Origin of the sequence: Vibrio sp. 10N.222.49.A3 (genome assembly GCF_041475145.1) — a bacterium.
Classification (GTDB): Bacteria; Pseudomonadota; Gammaproteobacteria; order Enterobacterales; family Vibrionaceae; genus Vibrio; species Vibrio tasmaniensis_A.
Window position 1 is genome coordinate 25,362 of the sequence record NZ_JBFRVM010000072.1, and the last position, 18,702, is coordinate 44,063.

The 18,702-nt window shown below is 43.4% G+C and carries 16 protein-coding genes; 7 read left to right on the top strand and 9 right to left on the bottom strand.

The annotated features are described in order from the left end of the window. Nucleotides 1-109: 109 nt before the first annotated feature. Both AB4589_RS13395 and mrdA read left to right on the top strand, forming a co-directional pair. Complete coding sequence (locus tag AB4589_RS13395; RefSeq protein ID WP_372100777.1) at nucleotides 110-1,783, top strand: P-loop domain-containing protein; 1,674 nt, start codon at nucleotides 110-112, stop codon at nucleotides 1,781-1,783. 243 nt (nucleotides 1,784-2,026) lie between these two features. Further along, complete coding sequence (gene mrdA / locus AB4589_RS13400; protein ID WP_371701810.1) at nucleotides 2,027-3,925, top strand: penicillin-binding protein 2; 1,899 nt, start codon at nucleotides 2,027-2,029, stop codon at nucleotides 3,923-3,925. 201 nt (nucleotides 3,926-4,126) lie between these two features. Here mrdA and AB4589_RS13405 read toward each other — a convergent pair whose 3' ends face one another. Both AB4589_RS13405 and AB4589_RS13410 read right to left on the bottom strand, forming a co-directional pair. Continuing rightward, nucleotides 4,127-4,747 carry a DNA-J related domain-containing protein gene (locus AB4589_RS13405; protein WP_017102142.1) on the bottom strand — a complete coding sequence of 207 codons (621 nt, stop codon included), beginning with the start codon at nucleotides 4,745-4,747 and terminating at the stop codon, nucleotides 4,127-4,129. A 289-nt stretch (nucleotides 4,748-5,036) separates the two neighbouring features. Beyond that, on the bottom strand, nucleotides 5,037-5,876 hold the full coding sequence (locus tag AB4589_RS13410; RefSeq protein ID WP_009845327.1) for an isopenicillin N synthase family oxygenase: 840 nt from the start codon (nucleotides 5,874-5,876) through the stop codon (nucleotides 5,037-5,039). A 200-nt stretch (nucleotides 5,877-6,076) separates the two neighbouring features. Between AB4589_RS13410 and AB4589_RS13415 the strand changes: the two genes are divergently transcribed. Next, on the top strand, nucleotides 6,077-6,685 hold the full coding sequence (locus tag AB4589_RS13415; RefSeq protein WP_029222769.1) for a DUF2238 domain-containing protein: 609 nt from the start codon (nucleotides 6,077-6,079) through the stop codon (nucleotides 6,683-6,685). Nucleotides 6,686-6,763: 78 nt separating this feature from the next. Here AB4589_RS13415 and AB4589_RS13420 read toward each other — a convergent pair whose 3' ends face one another. The 5 genes from AB4589_RS13420 to AB4589_RS13440 form a co-directional block, all read right to left on the bottom strand. Then, entirely contained in the window at nucleotides 6,764-7,015 is a 252-nt protein-coding gene (locus tag AB4589_RS13420; protein WP_009845325.1) for a hypothetical protein, read from the bottom strand. A 21-nt stretch (nucleotides 7,016-7,036) separates the two neighbouring features. After that, nucleotides 7,037-7,945 carry a DMT family transporter gene (locus AB4589_RS13425; RefSeq protein WP_372100780.1) on the bottom strand — a complete coding sequence of 303 codons (909 nt, stop codon included), beginning with the start codon at nucleotides 7,943-7,945 and terminating at the stop codon, nucleotides 7,037-7,039. A gap of 30 nt (nucleotides 7,946-7,975) precedes the next feature. Continuing rightward, entirely contained in the window at nucleotides 7,976-9,667 is a 1,692-nt protein-coding gene (locus tag AB4589_RS13430; RefSeq protein WP_371701808.1) for an SgrR family transcriptional regulator, read from the bottom strand. Between the two features lie 154 nt (nucleotides 9,668-9,821). Further along, entirely contained in the window at nucleotides 9,822-10,055 is a 234-nt protein-coding gene (locus AB4589_RS13435; RefSeq protein ID WP_372100782.1) for a DUF3389 domain-containing protein, read from the bottom strand. Nucleotides 10,056-10,128: 73 nt separating this feature from the next. Beyond that, entirely contained in the window at nucleotides 10,129-10,554 is a 426-nt protein-coding gene (locus tag AB4589_RS13440; RefSeq protein WP_009845321.1) for a hotdog fold thioesterase, read from the bottom strand. A gap of 183 nt (nucleotides 10,555-10,737) precedes the next feature. Between AB4589_RS13440 and AB4589_RS13445 the strand changes: the two genes are divergently transcribed. Then, nucleotides 10,738-11,526 (top strand): M48 family metallopeptidase, encoded by a 789-nt coding sequence (locus AB4589_RS13445; RefSeq protein WP_012600658.1) that lies wholly within the window; start codon nucleotides 10,738-10,740, stop codon nucleotides 11,524-11,526. A gap of 83 nt (nucleotides 11,527-11,609) precedes the next feature. On the opposite strand, the gene AB4589_RS13450 is transcribed toward AB4589_RS13445, so the two are convergent. Then, nucleotides 11,610-12,692, bottom strand: a complete 1,083-nt coding sequence (locus tag AB4589_RS13450) for a site-2 protease family protein (RefSeq protein WP_065679001.1) — start codon at nucleotides 12,690-12,692, stop codon at nucleotides 11,610-11,612. A 357-nt stretch (nucleotides 12,693-13,049) separates the two neighbouring features. On the opposite strand from AB4589_RS13450, the gene AB4589_RS13455 reads away from it, so the two are divergent. The 3 genes from AB4589_RS13455 (at nucleotide 13,050) to AB4589_RS13465 (ending at nucleotide 17,538) form a co-directional block, all read left to right on the top strand. After that, a complete protein-coding gene (locus tag AB4589_RS13455; RefSeq protein WP_017100538.1) occupies nucleotides 13,050-14,309 on the top strand; it encodes an outer membrane protein transport protein in 1,260 nt (419 codons plus the stop codon). Between the two features lie 13 nt (nucleotides 14,310-14,322). Next, nucleotides 14,323-16,761 carry a VolA/Pla-1 family phospholipase gene (locus tag AB4589_RS13460; protein ID WP_371707557.1) on the top strand — a complete coding sequence of 813 codons (2,439 nt, stop codon included), beginning with the start codon at nucleotides 14,323-14,325 and terminating at the stop codon, nucleotides 16,759-16,761. A gap of 219 nt (nucleotides 16,762-16,980) precedes the next feature. Beyond that, nucleotides 16,981-17,538, top strand: a complete 558-nt coding sequence (locus AB4589_RS13465) for a PhnA domain-containing protein (protein WP_009845316.1) — start codon at nucleotides 16,981-16,983, stop codon at nucleotides 17,536-17,538. 355 nt (nucleotides 17,539-17,893) lie between these two features. On the opposite strand, the gene AB4589_RS13470 is transcribed toward AB4589_RS13465, so the two are convergent. Continuing rightward, nucleotides 17,894-18,622: a hypothetical protein gene (locus tag AB4589_RS13470; RefSeq protein ID WP_371707559.1), complete on the bottom strand. Its 729-nt coding sequence runs from the start codon at nucleotides 18,620-18,622 to the stop codon at nucleotides 17,894-17,896. Nucleotides 18,623-18,702: the final 80 nt, after the last annotated feature.

The window sequence follows — 18,702 nt, forward strand, 5'->3', positions numbered from 1 at the left end:
GAGCACTTTGTTTTGGATTTAGGCCTACTTTCTCTTTACTCTATAGGTGGTGATTTTTATAATCGCCGCCTTTCTGTTTTATCTTCCCTTTATATAGGCATTCCTCGTTATGGATCAGTTGACTGCAAAGCTTAAAAAGCTCGAAAAACAAAACTTCCGCGCATATCAACAAATTAAAGGTCAATACGACTTTGCTGATTTCGAATTACACATCGACCACGTTCAAGGTGACCCGTATGCATCATCTTCACGTTTTCGCGCAACACGCGCTTGGTCGTTAACAGGGTTAGATTGGCTTAAAGAAAAATCTTACGAATACCAAGTAGCAGCACGTGACTTCATTGCACGTAGCTTCTCTGAATTTGCTAAGCAAGAAGCGACAGTGTCTATCGCACTAACAGGCCAAACTGTTTTGGATAATACATCTGTGGTTCTCACCGAGCACGGTATCGAAATTCGTTTTCGTATCAACCTACCCGCTGATGGTCGTAGTATTCTTGCAAAGAAAGCAATCAACATCATTACATTCTATTTGCCTAAGTTTATTCGTCGCGCAACGCTTGAACGCGAACTCAACATCGAAGCGATGATTAAGCATTGTGAAGCTGTTGAAGACCAAGACGCATTGCGTGCTCAATTGGAAGAAAACAACCTAGCGGCATTCGTAGCAAATGGCAGCGTATTACCTCGTATTGCAGGTAACTGCGACCTGCCAATGAAAGGCGCGGTTCCTTTCCTAGCACCAGAGTCTTTAAGTGTGACGCTAAACGCGCCAAACCAAGGTGATGTGACTGGCCTAGGTATTCCTAAAGGCATCACGCTGATCGTTGGTGGTGGTTTCCATGGTAAATCTACACTATTGAACGCCGTTGAACGTTCTATCTACAACCATATTCCTGGTGATGGTCGTGAAGGTATCGTGACGGCGACTGATACGATGAAGATCCGCGCTGAAGATGGCCGCTGTGTTCACAACTTGAACCTATCAAATTACATCAACCATTTGCCGATGCAAAAAGACACATCTGATTTCAGTACACAAGATGCGTCTGGCTCTACATCGCAAGCGGCTTGGTTACAAGAATCAATTGAAGCAGGCGTTCAAACGCTACTTATTGATGAAGATACGTCAGCGACTAACTTCATGATTCGTGACGAACGTATGCAAGCGCTAGTATCAAAAGGTGCTGAGCCAATCACTCCACTTGTTGACCGTATTGGCCAACTACGTGAAGAGATGGATATCTCTACCATTGTTGTAATGGGTGGTTCTGGCGATTACCTAGACGTGGCTGACACTGTGATTCAAATGCACGACTACCAAGCAGTAGACGTAACTGATAAAGCACAAGAAGTCATCGCTCAACACCCTACTCAGAGAACTAACGAATGTGAGACCGCATTAGAAACGTTTGTTCCTCGTTCGTTAAACCGTGCAGCATTGATGAATATTCTTACTGACGGCAAATTCCGAGTTAACGCGAAAGGCAAAGAGTCACTGCGTTTTGGCAAGGAATTCGCGGACCTTTCTGCATTAGAGCAGTTAGAATCAACGTCAGAAGTGAACGCGATTGGTTGGGCATGGTTCCAGTTTGCACAAACTCCAGGTTGGTCAAACAACCCTGCTAAAGAGTTTAGCGCTATCTTAAGCGATGAGTGGCACGTGAACATGCCAAACTACGGTGACTTAGCGAAACCAAGAGTATTGGATGTAATGGCCGCACTAAACCGTATGCGTAAATCTCAGTTCAAACCTTCGAACTCGAACTCCAACTCGAACTAATATGTCGCGTTAAGTTAACCTTATCTCGTATTACGGCTCTCATTTATGAGAGCCGTTTTTTTGCGTTCAATTCCTATATTTCTATCTGATTCGGCCACTCTTTACGTGACTACATTGTTGGTCAGCGCTTTAATCATAGAAATCCCAAAAATCATGACACAGCTTTGACAAAACTATGGCGATATTCAGATAAAGTTCCGACTCGATAGGTGTAACTAAATGTAACAGACTCTTGAGGCTTCAATGAATCATAAACGCGTTAAGATGCGTGACCATAAAATCGAAGTAAACCTATTCAAAAACCGTGTAATCGTGGCGTTTTGTGGGATCTTACTGCTCACTCTCGTCTTAGTCGCCAACCTGTACCGACTTCAAGTCGACAATTTTGAAAGCTATCAAACTCGTGCGGATGGCAACAGAATCAAAGTATTGCCTATCGCGCCTACTCGCGGGCTAATTTACGATCGTAATGGTGTGTTGCTTGCCGAGAACAAGCTTGTGTTTAATCTAACGATGATTCCCGAGCAAACAGATGATGTCGATACCATGCTCGCCAAGCTCGACAAATACATCCCGCGTGATGTTGAGCAGATCGCTCGATTCAAAAAACGTTATCACAACACGCGCCGTTTCAAATCTGTCACTATATTAGAGAACCTAAGTGAAGAAGAGATTGCTAAGTTCTCGGTGCACCAGTACCAATTTCCCGGCTTATCGATTGATACGAACTTAAAGCGCTTTTACCCAAATGGAGAGGTGCTGACGCATGTATTAGGGTATGTAGCACATATCAATGATAGTGACCTAAAGAAGCTAGAAGAAAAAGGCATCGAAGCGAATTATCAAGCGACTACTATTATTGGTAAGCTCGGTGTCGAACGCTATTACGAAGATATCCTACACGGAACCAAAGGCTATCAAGAAGTTGAAGTAAACAGCCGTGGCCGTGTTGTTCGGACTATTGAGTACGTGCCGCCAGTTGCAGGCAAAGACATAGTATTAAATATTGACCTTGAACTGCAAAAATATGTATTTGAGCAACTTGATCACCGAACCGGAAGTGCGGTTATCCTCGATCCAAAAGACAACAGTGTACTGGCGATGGCATCTAGCCCAAGTTATGACCCTAATCTATTTGTCGACGGCATTTCGAGTAAGAACTACCAACGTCTATTGAATGACCCTGCTCACCCGTTGGTGAATCGCACCACACTGGGCGTTTACCCTCCAGCATCCACCATAAAACCATTTATGGCCGTTGCTGGATTACAAGAGCATGTTATATCAGAAAACACCATTCGTGATGATCACGGTTCATGGCAAATTCCCGGTTCCAAACGCAACTCTAAATCATGGCGAGACTGGAAACGCTGGGGTCACGGTCCTGTTGACGTAACTCAAGCGATTGAAGAGTCGGTGGATTCATTCTTCTATCAAACCGCCTTTGATTTAGGTATTGACCGCATCTCAAGTTGGATGAATCGCTTTGGTTTTGGTGAACCTACGGGCATCGATATCTATGAAGAAAGCACCGCCAACATGCCAACTCGAGAATGGAAGATGATGCGTTATCGTACACCTTGGTATCAAGGTGACACCGTCCCTATTGGTATTGGACAAGGGTATTGGACATCCACGCCAATGCAACTTGCCAAAGCAACCTCGGTACTGGTTAACCATGGGAAGGTAATGTCACCTCATATCTTGAGAGCTACCTTAGATCACGGTGAAGATTTTGATACGCAAAAACTTGTTGAACCTGAGCCGATGCTGTCGATCACTGAAGTACCAGACGAGATATGGGATGTACCTATTAATGCGATGCGACTCGTAAACCACGGCAGTCGAGGTAGCGGCAGACGTGCATTTAAAGGAACTGACTACACTAGTGGCGGTAAATCGGGAACAGCCCAAGTATTTGATCTTGCAAAAGATCAGGTCTATAACTCCAAGAAACTGGCTCGGCATTTACTAGACCATGCGCTTTACACGGCCTTCGCACCTTACGAACACCCTGAATATGTCGCGACTGTGGTCATCGAGCACGGTAATGGTGGTTCCAAGGTCGGTGCTCCTTATATCCGTAAAGTACTCGACTATGCATTCGAACATAAGAGTGGCGAAAGTAAAGATCACTCATAGCATAATAAATGAAGTTGTAACGACGCTTAACCTAGTAACAATACATAACCTAGTTACAACACATAGCCTAGTTACAATACAAGCGTAATGACGACAAAGCCCCACTTGTGTCACTCACAACATGGTGCTTTTCAATTTTATATATAGGGCTTAAATTTCACTCTAAAGAGTCAATAAACAGCGCAGTAAGAGTTACGTCGATCATGAACTTCGTAATACATGCCACGCTTCACAAAGCGTCTGGAATTTTGCCGTATTGCCCTCGTCTCTATCGGGATGCCACCGCAACGCCAGCTGTCGCCAACGCTTTCTTATTTCCTTATGCGTTGCGTCTACAGGGAGATCAAATAACTTCAATGCACGGTTTTTATCTAAATTGAGCGTATCAACGCCAACAAACTTTCTGTACCGAGTCCAAAACTCGTTCAGCAGCCTTTTGACTTCACCTTCATCCGCTTCATAGTTAGTCCAATTAGTGTAGTAGTCTCGAAGTGGCTCTTGGTGATCAATGCTGTGGCTATTTCCATGATAGCTTCCATTCATCAATTCAATATCCATTGCTTGAACTTGAAGCCAACCATCAGGGTGCAACGTTTCTTGAAGCTGATACAGCGCATTCATGATGAGAAAGTTCTTTTTAAATAACTCCTTCTCGGCTGCTGCATCTAATACAGGCATAAACCCAAGGTCGTTTAGATGAGCCGCCAGTGTGTGTACTTTCCATCCACTTGGTTTTCGCTTAAGCACTTCCATAATGGGCCAGAGCAAAGGGTTCTCCATATGGCTATGAAAGCTCGCTCTCACACCTTGATTATTCGACATAGTTGGCTCATTTGGGTTATTAAGTTGTTAGCTTGTTAGGCATGATGAATTGCCCTAGGTCAGTGGGCTGACTTCTCTTAATTGAAAGCGATTTTCTACGATTTGTCGAGCTTAATGGAACACCACATTCAATTGCTTGGCTCAAGAGCCCGTTATCCATCAAAATTACGCAGCTAAGGTGACCAGTAATTGGCTATGATTGGTTTAGCTCTTTGGAAAAACAAAAAAAGGCCAGCAATTTTGCTGACCTCTGATATCTATACCAATTTTAGCACAAGGAACTAGTTAATTAGATAACACCAAGCTCTCTTAGACGTTCCATTAGGTATTCATTTGCGGTGTACTTCTCAGACAGTACAACTTCCGGTTTTGGGTGAAGGAATAGTGGCAAAGAGATACGAGATTTCTCTTGGCGTTCACCTGATGGGTTAATTACACGGTGAGTTGTCGATGGGAAGTAACCACCTGATGCTTCTTGAAGCATGTCACCAATATTAATGATCATATTACCGAAGTCACATGGAACATCTAACCACTCGTCATTCTGAGCTTTAACTTGAAGGCCCGGCTCATTTGCTGCAGGAAGAACAGTCAGTAAGTTGATGTCTTCGTGAGCGGCTGCGCGGATAGCACCTGGCTCTTCATCGCCTTGCATTGGTGGGTAATGAAGAACGCGAAGCAGTGTTTGTTCGCTGCCATTAATCATTTCAGAAAGCGCGATTGAGAACTTCTCTTGTACTTCTTGAGGCGCATGTGCTTCAACCCAACCTAATAGTTCTTGAGCAAAAGCATTAGCACGTTGGTAGTAATCTAGAATCTGTTCTTTTAACTGTTCAGGAATCTGACCCCAAGGGTATACGTGAAAGTATTCTTTGATGTCTTTTACAGTGTGGCCCTTAGCAACTTCAGAAACTGAAGGTGGAAAATATCCATCTTGTGTTTCAACATTGAAGTGGAAGTTCTCTTTCTCTTCAGAAATGAAGAATTGGTACCAGTTCTCGTAAATTGACTCAACAAGCTCTTTTGGGATGGGGTGATTCTTAAGAACACCAAAACCCGTTTCACGTAGAGATCGAACAAATTGTTCTGCTGCGTCGTCAGCAAGGTAATCGACAGTTTCCAGTTTCATGACTTTTCTTTCTTGTTATGTAGTAATGCAATGATTTTAAGGATCGCTTTGTTGTAAATCAAACTTTTGTGAAACTCCGCCAACCGTTTGTCTAGATACTGGGCGATAACACTACTTTTCAACAAATCTAGTGATTAGAACGCAATTGAACACCGTTCATTATTGTGTAACTATACAAAAAACTTATAAAGGATCTGATGATGACAATTACGCCACTTGCTCAAAATAGACCTCTACTCTCACTAACTGCTGTCTATCTTGTTATCTTTCTCTTTTCAGCCTTTGCGCCATCTTCAAGAGCCGTTTGGATCGCTGAGATCGTCCCTGCTCTCGGTATTCTTATCGGGATATGGTGGCTATCCACCAAGCTCACCTTTTCTAAGACAGCTTATGCTCTGATGTTTATCTGGCTTATTTTGCACACGATAGGCGCAAAATATACCTTCGCAGAAGTGCCATTTGAATGGTTCAATAACCTTATCGGCTCTGAGCGCAATAACTTTGACCGAGTAGCCCATTTCTCTATTGGTCTTTATGCCTATCCACTCGCAGAGTATTTGATTCGTAAGAAATTGGCTCAGCCGATACCAGCCTGTTTCTTTGCCCTATTTGCGATCATGAGTGTTGCAGCAGGTTATGAAATTATTGAGTGGTGGTATGCAGAGATTGCAGGTGGTGATGAAGGTATCGCGTTCCTTGGCTCACAAGGTGATATTTGGGATGCACAGAAAGACATGCTGTGTGATACAACGGGTGCCATTGTCTCGCTATTACTGTTGCAACTTCAAGGACGAGTTAGAGCTCATTAAGCGCTAACCTTTCTTCTGAATATAAAAAACAATGTGAAATGCCACACGCATGATGTGTTGCGGCATTTTTTTTCTGTACTACTTCATAGTTACCTTGCCCCCCACAAACTTGTAGGCAGGCGTACCTCGAACCAAGGTATCTCGCGCAAATTCAATTCCGCATTCAGGGCACACACAAGGGTCTTTTGTGAAATCTTCGACTATACGTTCCTTAAAACACTTTACGAGCGCCCCTTTGCCGCCTTTCCGATATTTAAAAAGTTGCGTTTTGCATTTCGCACAGAAAATCTGAACCGTTTTAGTCGGTTGTTTTTTGTTTGGTTTAGCCATAGAAGTTAATGATTGAACCCTTTATTTCTTAAGTTTAGGTGCGACAAGAACCAAGCTTATCCCAAGTAAGATAACAGTCGATGAGATAATAAATTGCATAGTAACAGGTTCAGATAACAACAAAACGCCACCAAGTGTCGCGATAACGGGAACAGAAAGCTGTGCAATGGATGCGACCACTGTATCCAGTTTTTTCACCACGTAATACCACAAACTATAACCCACACCAGAAACCACTGAGCCCGACAATATTGCGTAAATCAAGCCTTGTTCTGTGATGGATATTTGCGATGCCACATTAGGGATGACAAGTAACAGGCTTACTAACACAAGGATCACTAACGAGCTAAATGCAAAGTTGCAAGTAGTGGATTGCAACGCGTTCGTGGATTTCTTACCCGCAAGTGTATAAATTCCCCAACCTACTCCAGCCAGAGCCATCAATATGATGGAGGTTATATCGGGCGAACTTGTCGAATCCGTCGGCATGAGTAAGTAAACGAGCCCAGAAACTGACAACAAACAACCACACCACTCTAACAATGACATTCTATTGCCAGCTAACAGGTGTGCGGCAATCATCGTAAATTGAACCGCGACAAACAGAACCAAAGCACCGAGACCTGCACCAAGCTCTAAGTAAGCAAACGAGAAACCAAACATATAAACGAGGAGTGACAATATTGATGTGAATTGAAACGGTAATTTGAGCTTTGTCTCTACCGACTTGTCGTTGTTTACTAGCTCCTCTCTAGACTTAGAGTGGGAAGACAAAGTTAATAAAATCAGAAGTGTAAGGGCACCCGATATGATACGAACGATCGAGAAACTCAAAGGATCAATGGTTTGATCCATCAAAGCCCAACGACACAACACTGAATTGGCAGCAAACGCCACCAGCGTTATAAATGTGATCATCACCGTTTGCATCGTGTTGTCCTAATCAAGTTATCTCTGGTCTTAGTCAACGTCCGGTTTTACCCAAACTTGGCTAAAGTCGAACCAACCGAGTGCATTACACTTTGCGTTCTGCAGCGTACCGCATTGATCTTTGTTAACGCCTAACCAACAGTGGAACATTGGAATCAATTGATTGCTTTGCACCAATTGTTTACCTAACTGTCTTGCTGGGAATTGCTCGAATTCGCCCGAGCGCCAACGATCGATCATGTGACACCATTGATCGAAGTCTTCTGCCGGGCTAGATTCATCGAGAAAGCTGTAATCCATCAACCAGCCCGCTAACGCGTCATCTCTATTGTTAGCGATACCCATTGGATTAATCCAAATATCGACATTATCGGCGTGTGGAGGATCGGTTTCGTAACCATAAAGTTCAACGTCGACGTCATATTGCTTCAACACTGTAACAATAGCCTTCGCAAGTGTTGGAAACATTGGGTGTTGGCATTGGTAAGCCAATCTAATGGTTGGTTTCGCATTCGCTGGTGGACAAACCGGCGTGTTCAACTTGATGTCATACCAACCGGGCTTTATCCCATAAGCGTGTAACACTCCCAAATCGATAACAGTTTCTTTCGGAATGTGTACAAACAGATCGGCCGCATTCAAAGTATTAGATAAAAATTGCGCCCATGCAGGATCTTGTGCGATGCCCTTTTTCCGATTCAACAGTAGATAGGTACAGCCGGGATCAAGTTCGACTTCGTCGCTATCGCCGCGATCCGCCATTACAGGCTTAGAAAGACTTGGGTAAACCATTGAAGAGTAAGCCTCATCAACAACCCAAACCTCAACACGATCAATCAATGGCCTAAAACCAAAATATCCGTTAAAAGCCGTTAGCACGAGTTGCTTCTCATCGTTCTTTTCAATGCGATAAGGGCCAGTACCAATCGGTCGAATATCGTAGTCTTCACCACGTAAAATCATCGGTAAGGTGACTTTGGCAACAGATTCAGTCAGAGCGAGTGGGAAGTGTTTATCTGGTCGCGTTAAAAAGACATCAACCACACAGTTTGCCGGAGAAGAGACGTCTTTTATATGTGAGAACATATTGAGAGGTTCGAGTGCTAGCAGCGTATCCACAACATGATTAGTTAACAAAGGCTCTCCGTTATGAAAACGGACTCCGGGTCTCAAGAAGAATCGCCATTGATAATCGCTGATTTTTTGCCATGAATGAGCAAGATCGGGCTGTAATTGATCGTTCTCATCCAAACGTGTTAACCCACTGAATACCTGACAGGTAATATGCTGCTCAGATCGTCGCATCGACTTTGTCGGGTTAAGCATAGAAAGCGGTCGGTAATAAGGCAAACGAATAACCTGCTCACCTTCCTGGTATTGCACACCCAAGTAATTTTGAATAACTTGAGTCAGCTTGGCTGCATTGTGATCAAGCACTGACAGCGCTTGTCCAATTTTACCTTCTTGTAAGTAGCGTCTTGCTAAGTTTTCACTGACATCGCAACGATTCTGCTTAAAAATAAGTTGAGATAACTTGCCTCGCCCAGCCGCAGGTAACCACTCAATCCATCCTTCTTCTTCAAGCTTATTGAGTACCATCCGGGCATTACGACGGGTACAACAAAGCACATCCGTGATGTCGTCGAGCTGAACATCAGAATCTTTACCATCGAAGTATTCAAACAGGGTTTCAAATTGAACGCGAAGTCTTGGGCTGCTCATAAAGAGGAAAACTTATTCAAAGGACATTGAATTCAGTTTCCCTATTTTAAGACTTAAAATCAATCTTACTGATGTGATTTTCTTGCGATTTATTAGGTATGGTGTCCTAAGATTTGATTCAAATAGAAGGTCTAAGTACTTTTGCAGTATACGATTACATCACATCGCAGCCGATTTCATTGGCAATATCTCGAAGCTGCTGTTCGTTGTCTAATTTAATCGACCACTTGCATCCAGAACCATTGGCTGAAATGACATTTGCCCCTTTTCCTATCAGTTGGATTGCATCAACTTGAGCTTGTAGCGTTACTCTGTGCTCACCATCCAAACGAACGACAAGCTCATGTGCGGTTGCGATGATTTTCCCACTTTTAAACGTTATGACCATGGATTTCTCGGACTATTTTTAAATACAGATTACTTCTTATAAATACAAACACAGCTAACTAATGCTTAGCCTATTATCGCTTATGTTTCTTCACGGCAATAGTTAAACGACTTGTACAGACTAAGCGTTGACGCTCATCAGTGATGTTTATCTGCCATACTTGGGTAGACACACCCAAGTGAATAGGCTCAGCAGTACCGACAACATGGCCATCGCGCATTGATCTAACGTGGTTTGCGTTGATATCTAGCCCAACGCAATAGTAGCCTTCTGGAACGCAAAAATTAGCAGCCAATGAGCCAAGCGTTTCTGCTAATACAACCGATGCGCCGCCATGGAGCATACCTAAAGGTTGGTGGGTAAAATGACAAACCGGCATGGTTGCCACCAAAGAGTTGTCGTTGACCTCGGTGTATACAATATTGAGGTGTTCAATTAAGGTATTTTTTGAGGTCGCGTTGAAGATCTCTAGGTCAACGGGCTTTTTCCAAATACTCATGTAGGGTCCTTAATTATTGGCTTTGTTACGCGTGTGCAGTTTTATCATCGTTAATAGGTTGATAAAACCAATAACGTTAGCATTACTGCTGGGATTATTACCGAAATAGTTATCTTACTGCTACTAGCTATTACACAAGTTGATGTTAACATGCATAAAAACCGAATACACAGAGGATATTGTATGACGTCATGGATGAAGTTTGCCTCGCTTCTTACACTCGCTGGGCTAAGTGCATGCAGCGCTTCCCCAACAGGCAGAAACCAATTACTGCTTTTTTCAGATAAAGATATGTCTCAGCTTGGAGCACAGTCTTTTGAACAAATGAAGAAAGAACAACCCATCAGCAAAGATGCAAAAACGAACGCTTATGTACAGTGCGTTGCAAACAGCATCACGCAATACATTCCTAAACAAGGTTTTAGTGAATGGGAAGTTGTTGTCTTTGACAGTGACCAAGTAAACGCATTCGCCCTACCAGGCGGAAAAATTGGCGTATATACCGGGTTACTTAAGGTAGCGGTTAATCAAGACCAACTCGCGACAGTTATCGGGCACGAAGTGGCGCACGTTTTAGCAGACCACAGTAACGAGCGCCTATCTCAGTCTCAAATCGCTAACACTGGTTTATCGGTTACTAGCATCGCATTAGGCGCATCAGAATACAGCCAATATCAAGGTATGACGATGGCTGCTTTAGGTTTAGGCGTTCAGTATGGCGTTATTCTACCGTATGGGCGAACTCAAGAGTCTGAAGCCGATGTTGTTGGCCTAGAGTATATGGCTAGAGCTGGATTCGATCCTAACCAAAGTGTCGACCTATGGCAAAACATGGCGAAGGCATCGGGTGGTAATCAGCCCCCAGAACTGCTTTCTACACACCCTTCGCACAGTACGCGTATCAAAGATCTGCAAGCGACGATCAAAACGCTTCCCCAATCGGGTTCTCCAAGACCAAATTGCAAAGCGTAATTTACATTTGTCTAGACGCTAAACTTCGAATACAAAAATGCCCTATCCATATTGGCTAGGGCATTTTTTTGTTTTGATTCTTGTTAAGTACCAAGAATTTGCAATGGTAGGCTTAATAGCTGATCACCAGTAGATGCAAAATACCAGATAACACCAATCAAACTACTCACTAAACCCACATACCAAACAAACGACACGACTTGACCGTATTTGTCTAATGGTAACAAGTGACTGTGGTGACGCCCTTTCCATTCGAACAGTATTTCCACACTACCCATAATCAATAAGAAACCAAACAAGGTAAGATTCAACTGATAACTCAGTACCACACCAGCAACAGCTGCTGCGATACACAATACAATACCAAGCACGCTGTTCATTGAGAAACTGATACTTTTCAGTACATGTCCGCCATCGAGAGGCAAAATTGGCAATAGATTAAACAAGTTCAATAGCGCGTTGAATACCGCAAGCCCAGCAAAGAACATCTCGCCAGTGATCCAGTACAACACCATAAACACCAAAGACAATATCAATCCGAACAATGGCCCCATGATTGAGATAACTACATCTTGCCAGCGCGTATTGATCTTCTCATCGGATAACGCTAAACCACCAAGGAACGGTATCAAATAGATGCCTTTGGTCTTCATACCAAAGTATTTCATCGCTCTAATATGGCCGTATTCATGGAACATAAGGCAAGCGATTAGAGCCAAAGCAAATTGAATTGAAAACAGCCATGAATACGCAGCCAAGCTCGCTGAGGCAAGTACGACTTTGATTAGCTTGGCACTTTTTAATGCTTTCATACCAAGCGACACTAATCCAATTAAGCTAAAACGCTTCTCAGGTTTAGGTGCTACAACGGGAGTTTGTTGCTCGATGTCTTTAGTGTCTCGGTTACCTTCGGCAATCGTTTGACCATTGACGGAGGCTTTGTAGTACATCTCAAATGGCTGCCATTGAACTGACGCCTCGACGTGACACTGCAACGTATCTTCGCCAGATTGCAACATGAATGAGTGAGTTCGAGCATTATCTTGCTCTGAGGTCGCATCCAGTTGAGACACAAGTGTATTATCCCAGAACAGTTGTTGCCAACCAGCCATTGAACCTTCTAAACGAAGCGGTTTTCCAAGAAACTCTATCGCGAGTAATTCCAAACTTAAATTCCAATTTAATGCCATCGTAAATGAAACCGTATTATGCCGATTTAGCGATTAACGGTAAACACAAACGAAGTTGTTACATATTTAAGCAATTGAACACTATTTATTCCGATAATGCGCATAAACATTCTGGTCACACCTCCAACCACAAATAAAGCATTGATTGTATGCATATTATAAATGTTAAAGTCCCGCCCCGTAAAATTATAACTTCACAAAATGATAACTCATTCTTTGACTTTACATGAAACATGAATTTAACATGTCATTTACATTGGAGCATCACAAATAAGAATGCTCAGTGTGTTTTCAACAATAAGAATGAGATTTGATGCCCTAGGAGGGTCAAGGATGAAAACAATACAACGCTCTCTCGTTTCGCTTTCTGTGCTATTTGCATGTAATTCACTTGCGGCTGGTTTCCAAGTTGCTGAGCATTCTGCCTCAGGCCTTGGACGCGCATTTTCAGGTGAAGGTGCAGTTGCCGACAACGCGAGTGTACTTGCGAGAAACCCCGCTGCAATGACCCTATTTGATACAGCCCAATTTTCAGGCTCGGTTTCTGTCGTTGATCCAGAAGTAGACATTACTCAAAACAATGTTCCAGGTTCTGGCGGGCAAAGTCAGACATCTAAAGACGTCGCTCCCCTTCAGATTGTACCTGGTGCTTACTACATTAGCCCAATCAATGAGCAATGGGCTTGGGGCATTGGTATGTTTTCCAACTACGGTGTTGCTACCGATTACCCAGATGATATCTACGCGGGTGATCTAGCTGGTGATACATCACTAATGTCTGTCAATTTAAACCCAAACGTAGCGTATAGAATCGACGACCAATTCAGCATTGGTGCTGGCGTAAACCTTGTTTATGCAGAAGCTGAACTCAACCGACACCAAGGTGCTATTTCAAATGTTACTGGTGATCCTTCGTCGACGAAGTTAATCAGTATGACTGGCGAAACATTCGCATTTGGTTGGAATGTGGGTGGCTTATATGAATTGAATGAAAACAATCGATTTTCTATCGCTTATCGTTCGGAAGTTGACCTTGATTTTGACGATGGTGATTTCAAAGATTACACCGGTGGAATCGTACAAGGTAGCGCAACTGCAACGACTGGCCGCTTAAAAATTACCTTACCTTCAATTATTGAAATATCGGCTTTCCACCAACTGACCGATCAGTGGGCTATCCACTACGGTTGGCAACAAACGGGTTGGAGCAGTTTTAAAGAACTTAAAGCAACCAGTCCAGATTGTACAAATGGTGAGTGTTTCAAAAAGACGGAACACTACGAGGATAACAACCGCTACTCGTTGGGTGCGACTTATCAGTTGAATAAAGAGTGGACTCTAAGAGCGGGTCTTGCTTATGACGAACAAGCAGGCCAAACGACTTTAAGTATCCCAGACAGCGATCGTTACTGGTACAGCACAGGTTTGACTTACCAGTACAGCCCAGATCTTTCTATTGATGCTGGTTTTGCCCTTGTACAAAGCAAAGGTGGTGACTTCACTGAGACCAATAAATTGGGTCAAAAGCTTGAATTTTCAGGTGATGCAGTAGCTTACTTATCTGCAATTCAATTGAACTACACCTTTAACTAAACGGAATTCAAACATGAAAAAGTTATTTAGTGTTTCGCTGCTTGCTTCGGCGATATTTCTTGCAGGTTGTGGTGATGACTCTTCGAGTTCAGGTGCCTCAACTGCCGTTAAATATGAGCAGTACATTCAAGATTCACTGGCTCGCACAACGAGTATTAAGTTTCATCTAAGTGGTGCGAACAAAGCGGTTCCACTGCCAAGCTTTGCTTTGATGGACACGACGGATGGCACTCTCGGGTTACCAACGGGTGGTAAAGATTCGTTAACGAATCCAATTGCGGCAATGAACACAATGGATGGCTGGTCTACTTCGATGCCAATCGTTATGAATTTCGAAGGTACCGGTCTTGCCGACGGTGTCGCGACCGGCGGCGTTTACATTCTAAAACTTAGCAGTTCACTCACATCCACAACACCACCAACGGTTACAGGCGTGTTGACTCTAGGTACGCACTTTAATGTGGTATCTAGCGCAGCAACGGATGCCTTTACTATTGTATTTAAAGATTCACTCGATGCTTCAAGCGAATATGTGTTGGCACTGTCGAATGAACTGGCCGATGTTAATGGCGACCCGGTAGGTATGTCGTCAAGCTACGCGGCTCTGAAATCAAGTTCAGTAACGTATACTGACGGCAGCTTAGCTCAAGCTCAGAAAGTAACTCAGGGTGTAGAGCAAATCTTTGCAGGGGCGAATGCCGCCGGCAAGGTTAGCCTTGATACCAAAGACATCATCTACTCGACGTGGTTTACCACCGAGTCGGTTGGCGGTTCGCTTTTCGCGACAAAAGCAGCAACAGCGACTGGGTTGGCTTCTGCGAACCTAAATGGTGTATGGAAAGGCAGTGCAAACCCTAATTCGGTTGACCTAAAAGCCGCTTACACTATGTCATTTCTTCCTGCAGTAACATTCAAAACAGCATTAGCCAATGACACTGATTTTGATAAATACATTGGTGGCGGCGACTCGACTAAGATTGCTAAAGCCAAATTTGCTATTGGGGCGATGTACGATGCATCAAGTGCAGATGTCAATGTAAGTCAAGGGGCGGTTAAGTTACCTCACTACTTAGAAACAAGCAGCAGCAAATGGAATACTCAGCCGTTTGAATCCGCTATGCCTAGCCTAGCTAAGGTTTCAAATGCTCTAAGTAATAGTGCAGAAAAGGCGAACATGGCCGCTCAGCTTATTGCTGCTGGTATTGATGCAAGTATATTAGCGACAAGTCAAACAGAGCAGCTTAAACTCATTGGTTTAAATTTGACTCTTAAAGATGGTTCAGCACTTGATAGCGAGCGAGTCATCACCAAATACTCACCTGTTCCTCAAGTTAAATCATTAGAAGACGTCGAACTCTTACTGTTTACGCCAAATGGTTCTGATCCTACTAATGTTGTGATCTACCAACACGGTATCACCTCAGCGAAAGAAAACGCTTATGCTTTCGCTTACAACCTTGCAAAAGCAGGTGTAGCTGTATTGGCGATTGACTTACCGCTCCATGGTACACGTAGTTTAGATGATACTCGTTCGGCAAACGCTGACGTGTTAGCTTATCTGAACTTGGCGAACTTACCCGTCGCTCGCGATAACGTGCGTCAAAGTGCGCTTGATGTTATGGGCTTACGCGCATCTTTAGCCGTTTCATTAAAAGCTGGGGCACTCACAACGTCTCCATTGAAGGCATTTAATCTAACTACTGGCTCACAAGTGAAGTTCTTAGGCCACTCGCTAGGTGGTATTGTTGGAACAACAGCAGTTGCAGCCTCTAACCGTACTCTCGGTAGTGTCGCAGCTAATTCGCTTTACTCATTCAGTTCAGCAGCAATTGAAAACTCAGGGGGACAAATATCTAACCTTCTGCTTGGTTCTACAGAGTTTGGCCCTCAAGTTAAGCACAGCGTTGCATTGAGCGCTTCAACTGAATACGCAGGTTTCGCAACCGCGAACTGTGGAAGCCTCTCTAGCAAACAGTGTTACACAACGTTTGAAGCAAACGCGACCGCTGCACAGAAAGCAACTATGACAGCCGCTTTCCAACAGTTCGCTTACGCTGCACAAACTGTGTTAGATACTGTGGATCCATTTACCAATGCTGCTTATCTAGTTGCTTCTGGCTCACCTGTTCTGCCTATTTATATGGGGCAAGTACAAGGTGATGATACAGTACCAAACACTGTGGCAAACGCTCCGTTCGCAGGAACGACACCGTTAGCAACTAAGTTAGGCCTCAAGGGGGTTGATTCGAGTAACACAAGCCCTGATGGTGCGAAGGACTTTGTTAAGTTCAGTGATGTTGCTGCGCACAGTACGTTTGTAGTTCCGCAAGATAAGACGACACCGACACCTTTGGATGCAGGTCATCATGTCAGTATGCAGGCACAAGCTGTAGATTTCCTAATTGACAACGCGCTAACTTCAGCATCAATAACAGGTTCCTTCTTAGAATAAAAAACGTTGCTACTAAACAAATGCCAGCCTAACCGCTGGCATTTTTGTTTCTGCGGCCAATCAACCTTCTCTAGCTAACCGTTTGCATACAACGTTAAAACACAAATGGTTGATCTCGGCTAAAATTAATCAAGACAGAATACCGTACGACCTCTTTCTTTATTGTAAATAAAGTGGATAATAGCCCCGTAATTAATACCTAATAAATGTGAGTCCATTATGTCTTCTGAAGCTACTATGCTAGAACGCTGCCAATCTAAATGTGAACTATGTGGTTCTGATTCTTCTCTTACTGCGTACGCAGTACCGCCACACAGCCACGTAACAGTGGATCACGGCATCATGGTATGTGACAAATGCCTTGGTGAGATTGACGAGCCTAAAGATATCAACCACTGGCGCTGCCTAAGCGACAGCATGTGGAGTCAAGAGGCACCAGTTCAAGTAACGGCATGGCGTCAACTTACTCGTCTGAACACTGAAAGCTGGGCTCAAGACGCACTAGACATGATGTACCTTGAAGAAGAAACATCAGTTTGGGCACAAATCGGCATGTCTGCTGATGATAAGCCTCTTGATGTGAACGGCGTTGAGCTTAAAAAAGGTGACGACGTAACAGTAATCAAAGACCTGCCAATCAAAGGCACTAACCAAGTGATTAAGCAAGGTACTGTTATCCGTGGCATCAGCGTTGGTGACGATCCTAAGCTTGTTTCTGGTAAAACAAACGGCGGTCAATCAATGTACGTAATCGCTGAGTTCTGCCGTAAGAAGTAATGACTTTTTACTCGTAGAATTAAGAAAGGCGCTCAATTGAGCGCCTTTCTTGTTTTGGTTGACCTTTAACAGACGCCGTAACCAGAGCGTTTGTTTTTATTCCTGCCCTTTATCGGTGAGTTAATTCTTCTGAATTCATAGACTTTATTAAAATGTTCTATCAACTTAACTACCTAGTTCTTTAAGAAGTTATTACTGCATTCTATCGAATAGAGTTTTTAATTTTCAATATGATAATAGGAATGAAAATTGCTCAATACAGATTTATGAGCATATCGGCTTGATAAGCCATAAACTCGGTAGAAAGCTTGCTTGTTACCTATATCTTAGGAAAGAGAGTGTTGACAGTATGGGGTTATGAAGACTTCTTTTTCATTTCGGCTTCAATCTTTTTACGAAGTTCTTTGGTAGCCTTAGCTTCAGCAGTTTCAATGGCTTTCTTAGTTCGTTCATGAAAGACGTCAACCATATAATGCCTTACACTATAGTCTGCGCCTTGGCCTTCGTTGAGCTTATGACTAGTAGTAAAACGAAGACTATCGGCACGTAACTGACTAATTGATACGCCTTCATCCATTAAACCATCGTACCACTGATCCATCGCAAACTTACCACCAGACGCAAGCTTCGAATAGAAAATCAATCCACCTTTGTTGTTATAAACACCACCGTTTGCATAGCTACGAATAAGCTGTTCGTCTAGCCCGCTATACACATATTCAAAACCTTTCCACACCTTGGCTTCTGTTATCCAACGCAACATCGCGCCATCAGCACTCTTTGCTTCCATGTATATATCACAATGCCCACCATTCTGAGGATCATGATGGACAGATGGGTATAAAACCTTTAGCTGATCGATCAGGTGCTGAGTCAGTTCATCTTCACCCTTAGCAAAATGGTGCTGCTTTCCTGATTCTGTATTTGAGATAATATTCTCTAAGTCAGTGTCGATTTGACTAACGAACTCATTATAGCTAGCAGGATTATGACGGTTCATAGAAGCTTTAATTTCAGGGTTTATAGCCATTAAATCAGCCATGCTTCGACCAAAAACAGCTTGTACGATTCCTTCTTCGCTCATTAACTACTCTCTGTTTTAGTTAACTCATACAGAGAGCTGTGACGATTAACGAAATACGGGAACATGATCTGCACCAGAAG

Excerpts from the sequence above, each read along its gene's own strand:
- AB4589_RS13465 (WP_009845316.1), top strand. The coding sequence starts at position 16,981 with ATGTCTTCTGAAGCTACTATGCTAGAACGCTGCCAATCTAAATGTGAA.
- mrdA (WP_371701810.1), top strand. The coding sequence starts at position 2,027 with ATGAATCATAAACGCGTTAAGATGCGTGACCATAAAATCGAAGTAAAC.
- AB4589_RS13425 (WP_372100780.1), bottom strand. The coding sequence starts at position 7,945 with ATGCAAACGGTGATGATCACATTTATAACGCTGGTGGCGTTTGCTGCC.
- AB4589_RS13410 (WP_009845327.1), bottom strand. The coding sequence starts at position 5,876 with ATGAAACTGGAAACTGTCGATTACCTTGCTGACGACGCAGCAGAACAA.
- AB4589_RS13460 (WP_371707557.1), top strand. The coding sequence starts at position 14,323 with ATGAAAAAGTTATTTAGTGTTTCGCTGCTTGCTTCGGCGATATTTCTT.
- AB4589_RS13395 (WP_372100777.1), top strand. The coding sequence starts at position 110 with ATGGATCAGTTGACTGCAAAGCTTAAAAAGCTCGAAAAACAAAACTTC.
- AB4589_RS13445 (WP_012600658.1), top strand. The coding sequence starts at position 10,738 with ATGACGTCATGGATGAAGTTTGCCTCGCTTCTTACACTCGCTGGGCTA.
- AB4589_RS13470 (WP_371707559.1), bottom strand. The coding sequence starts at position 18,622 with ATGAGCGAAGAAGGAATCGTACAAGCTGTTTTTGGTCGAAGCATGGCT.
- AB4589_RS13405 (WP_017102142.1), bottom strand. The coding sequence starts at position 4,747 with ATGTCGAATAATCAAGGTGTGAGAGCGAGCTTTCATAGCCATATGGAG.
- AB4589_RS13455 (WP_017100538.1), top strand. The coding sequence starts at position 13,050 with ATGAAAACAATACAACGCTCTCTCGTTTCGCTTTCTGTGCTATTTGCA.
- AB4589_RS13430 (WP_371701808.1), bottom strand. The coding sequence starts at position 9,667 with ATGAGCAGCCCAAGACTTCGCGTTCAATTTGAAACCCTGTTTGAATAC.
- AB4589_RS13435 (WP_372100782.1), bottom strand. The coding sequence starts at position 10,055 with ATGGTCATAACGTTTAAAAGTGGGAAAATCATCGCAACCGCACATGAG.
- AB4589_RS13420 (WP_009845325.1), bottom strand. The coding sequence starts at position 7,015 with ATGGCTAAACCAAACAAAAAACAACCGACTAAAACGGTTCAGATTTTC.
- AB4589_RS13415 (WP_029222769.1), top strand. The coding sequence starts at position 6,077 with ATGACAATTACGCCACTTGCTCAAAATAGACCTCTACTCTCACTAACT.
- AB4589_RS13440 (WP_009845321.1), bottom strand. The coding sequence starts at position 10,554 with ATGAGTATTTGGAAAAAGCCCGTTGACCTAGAGATCTTCAACGCGACC.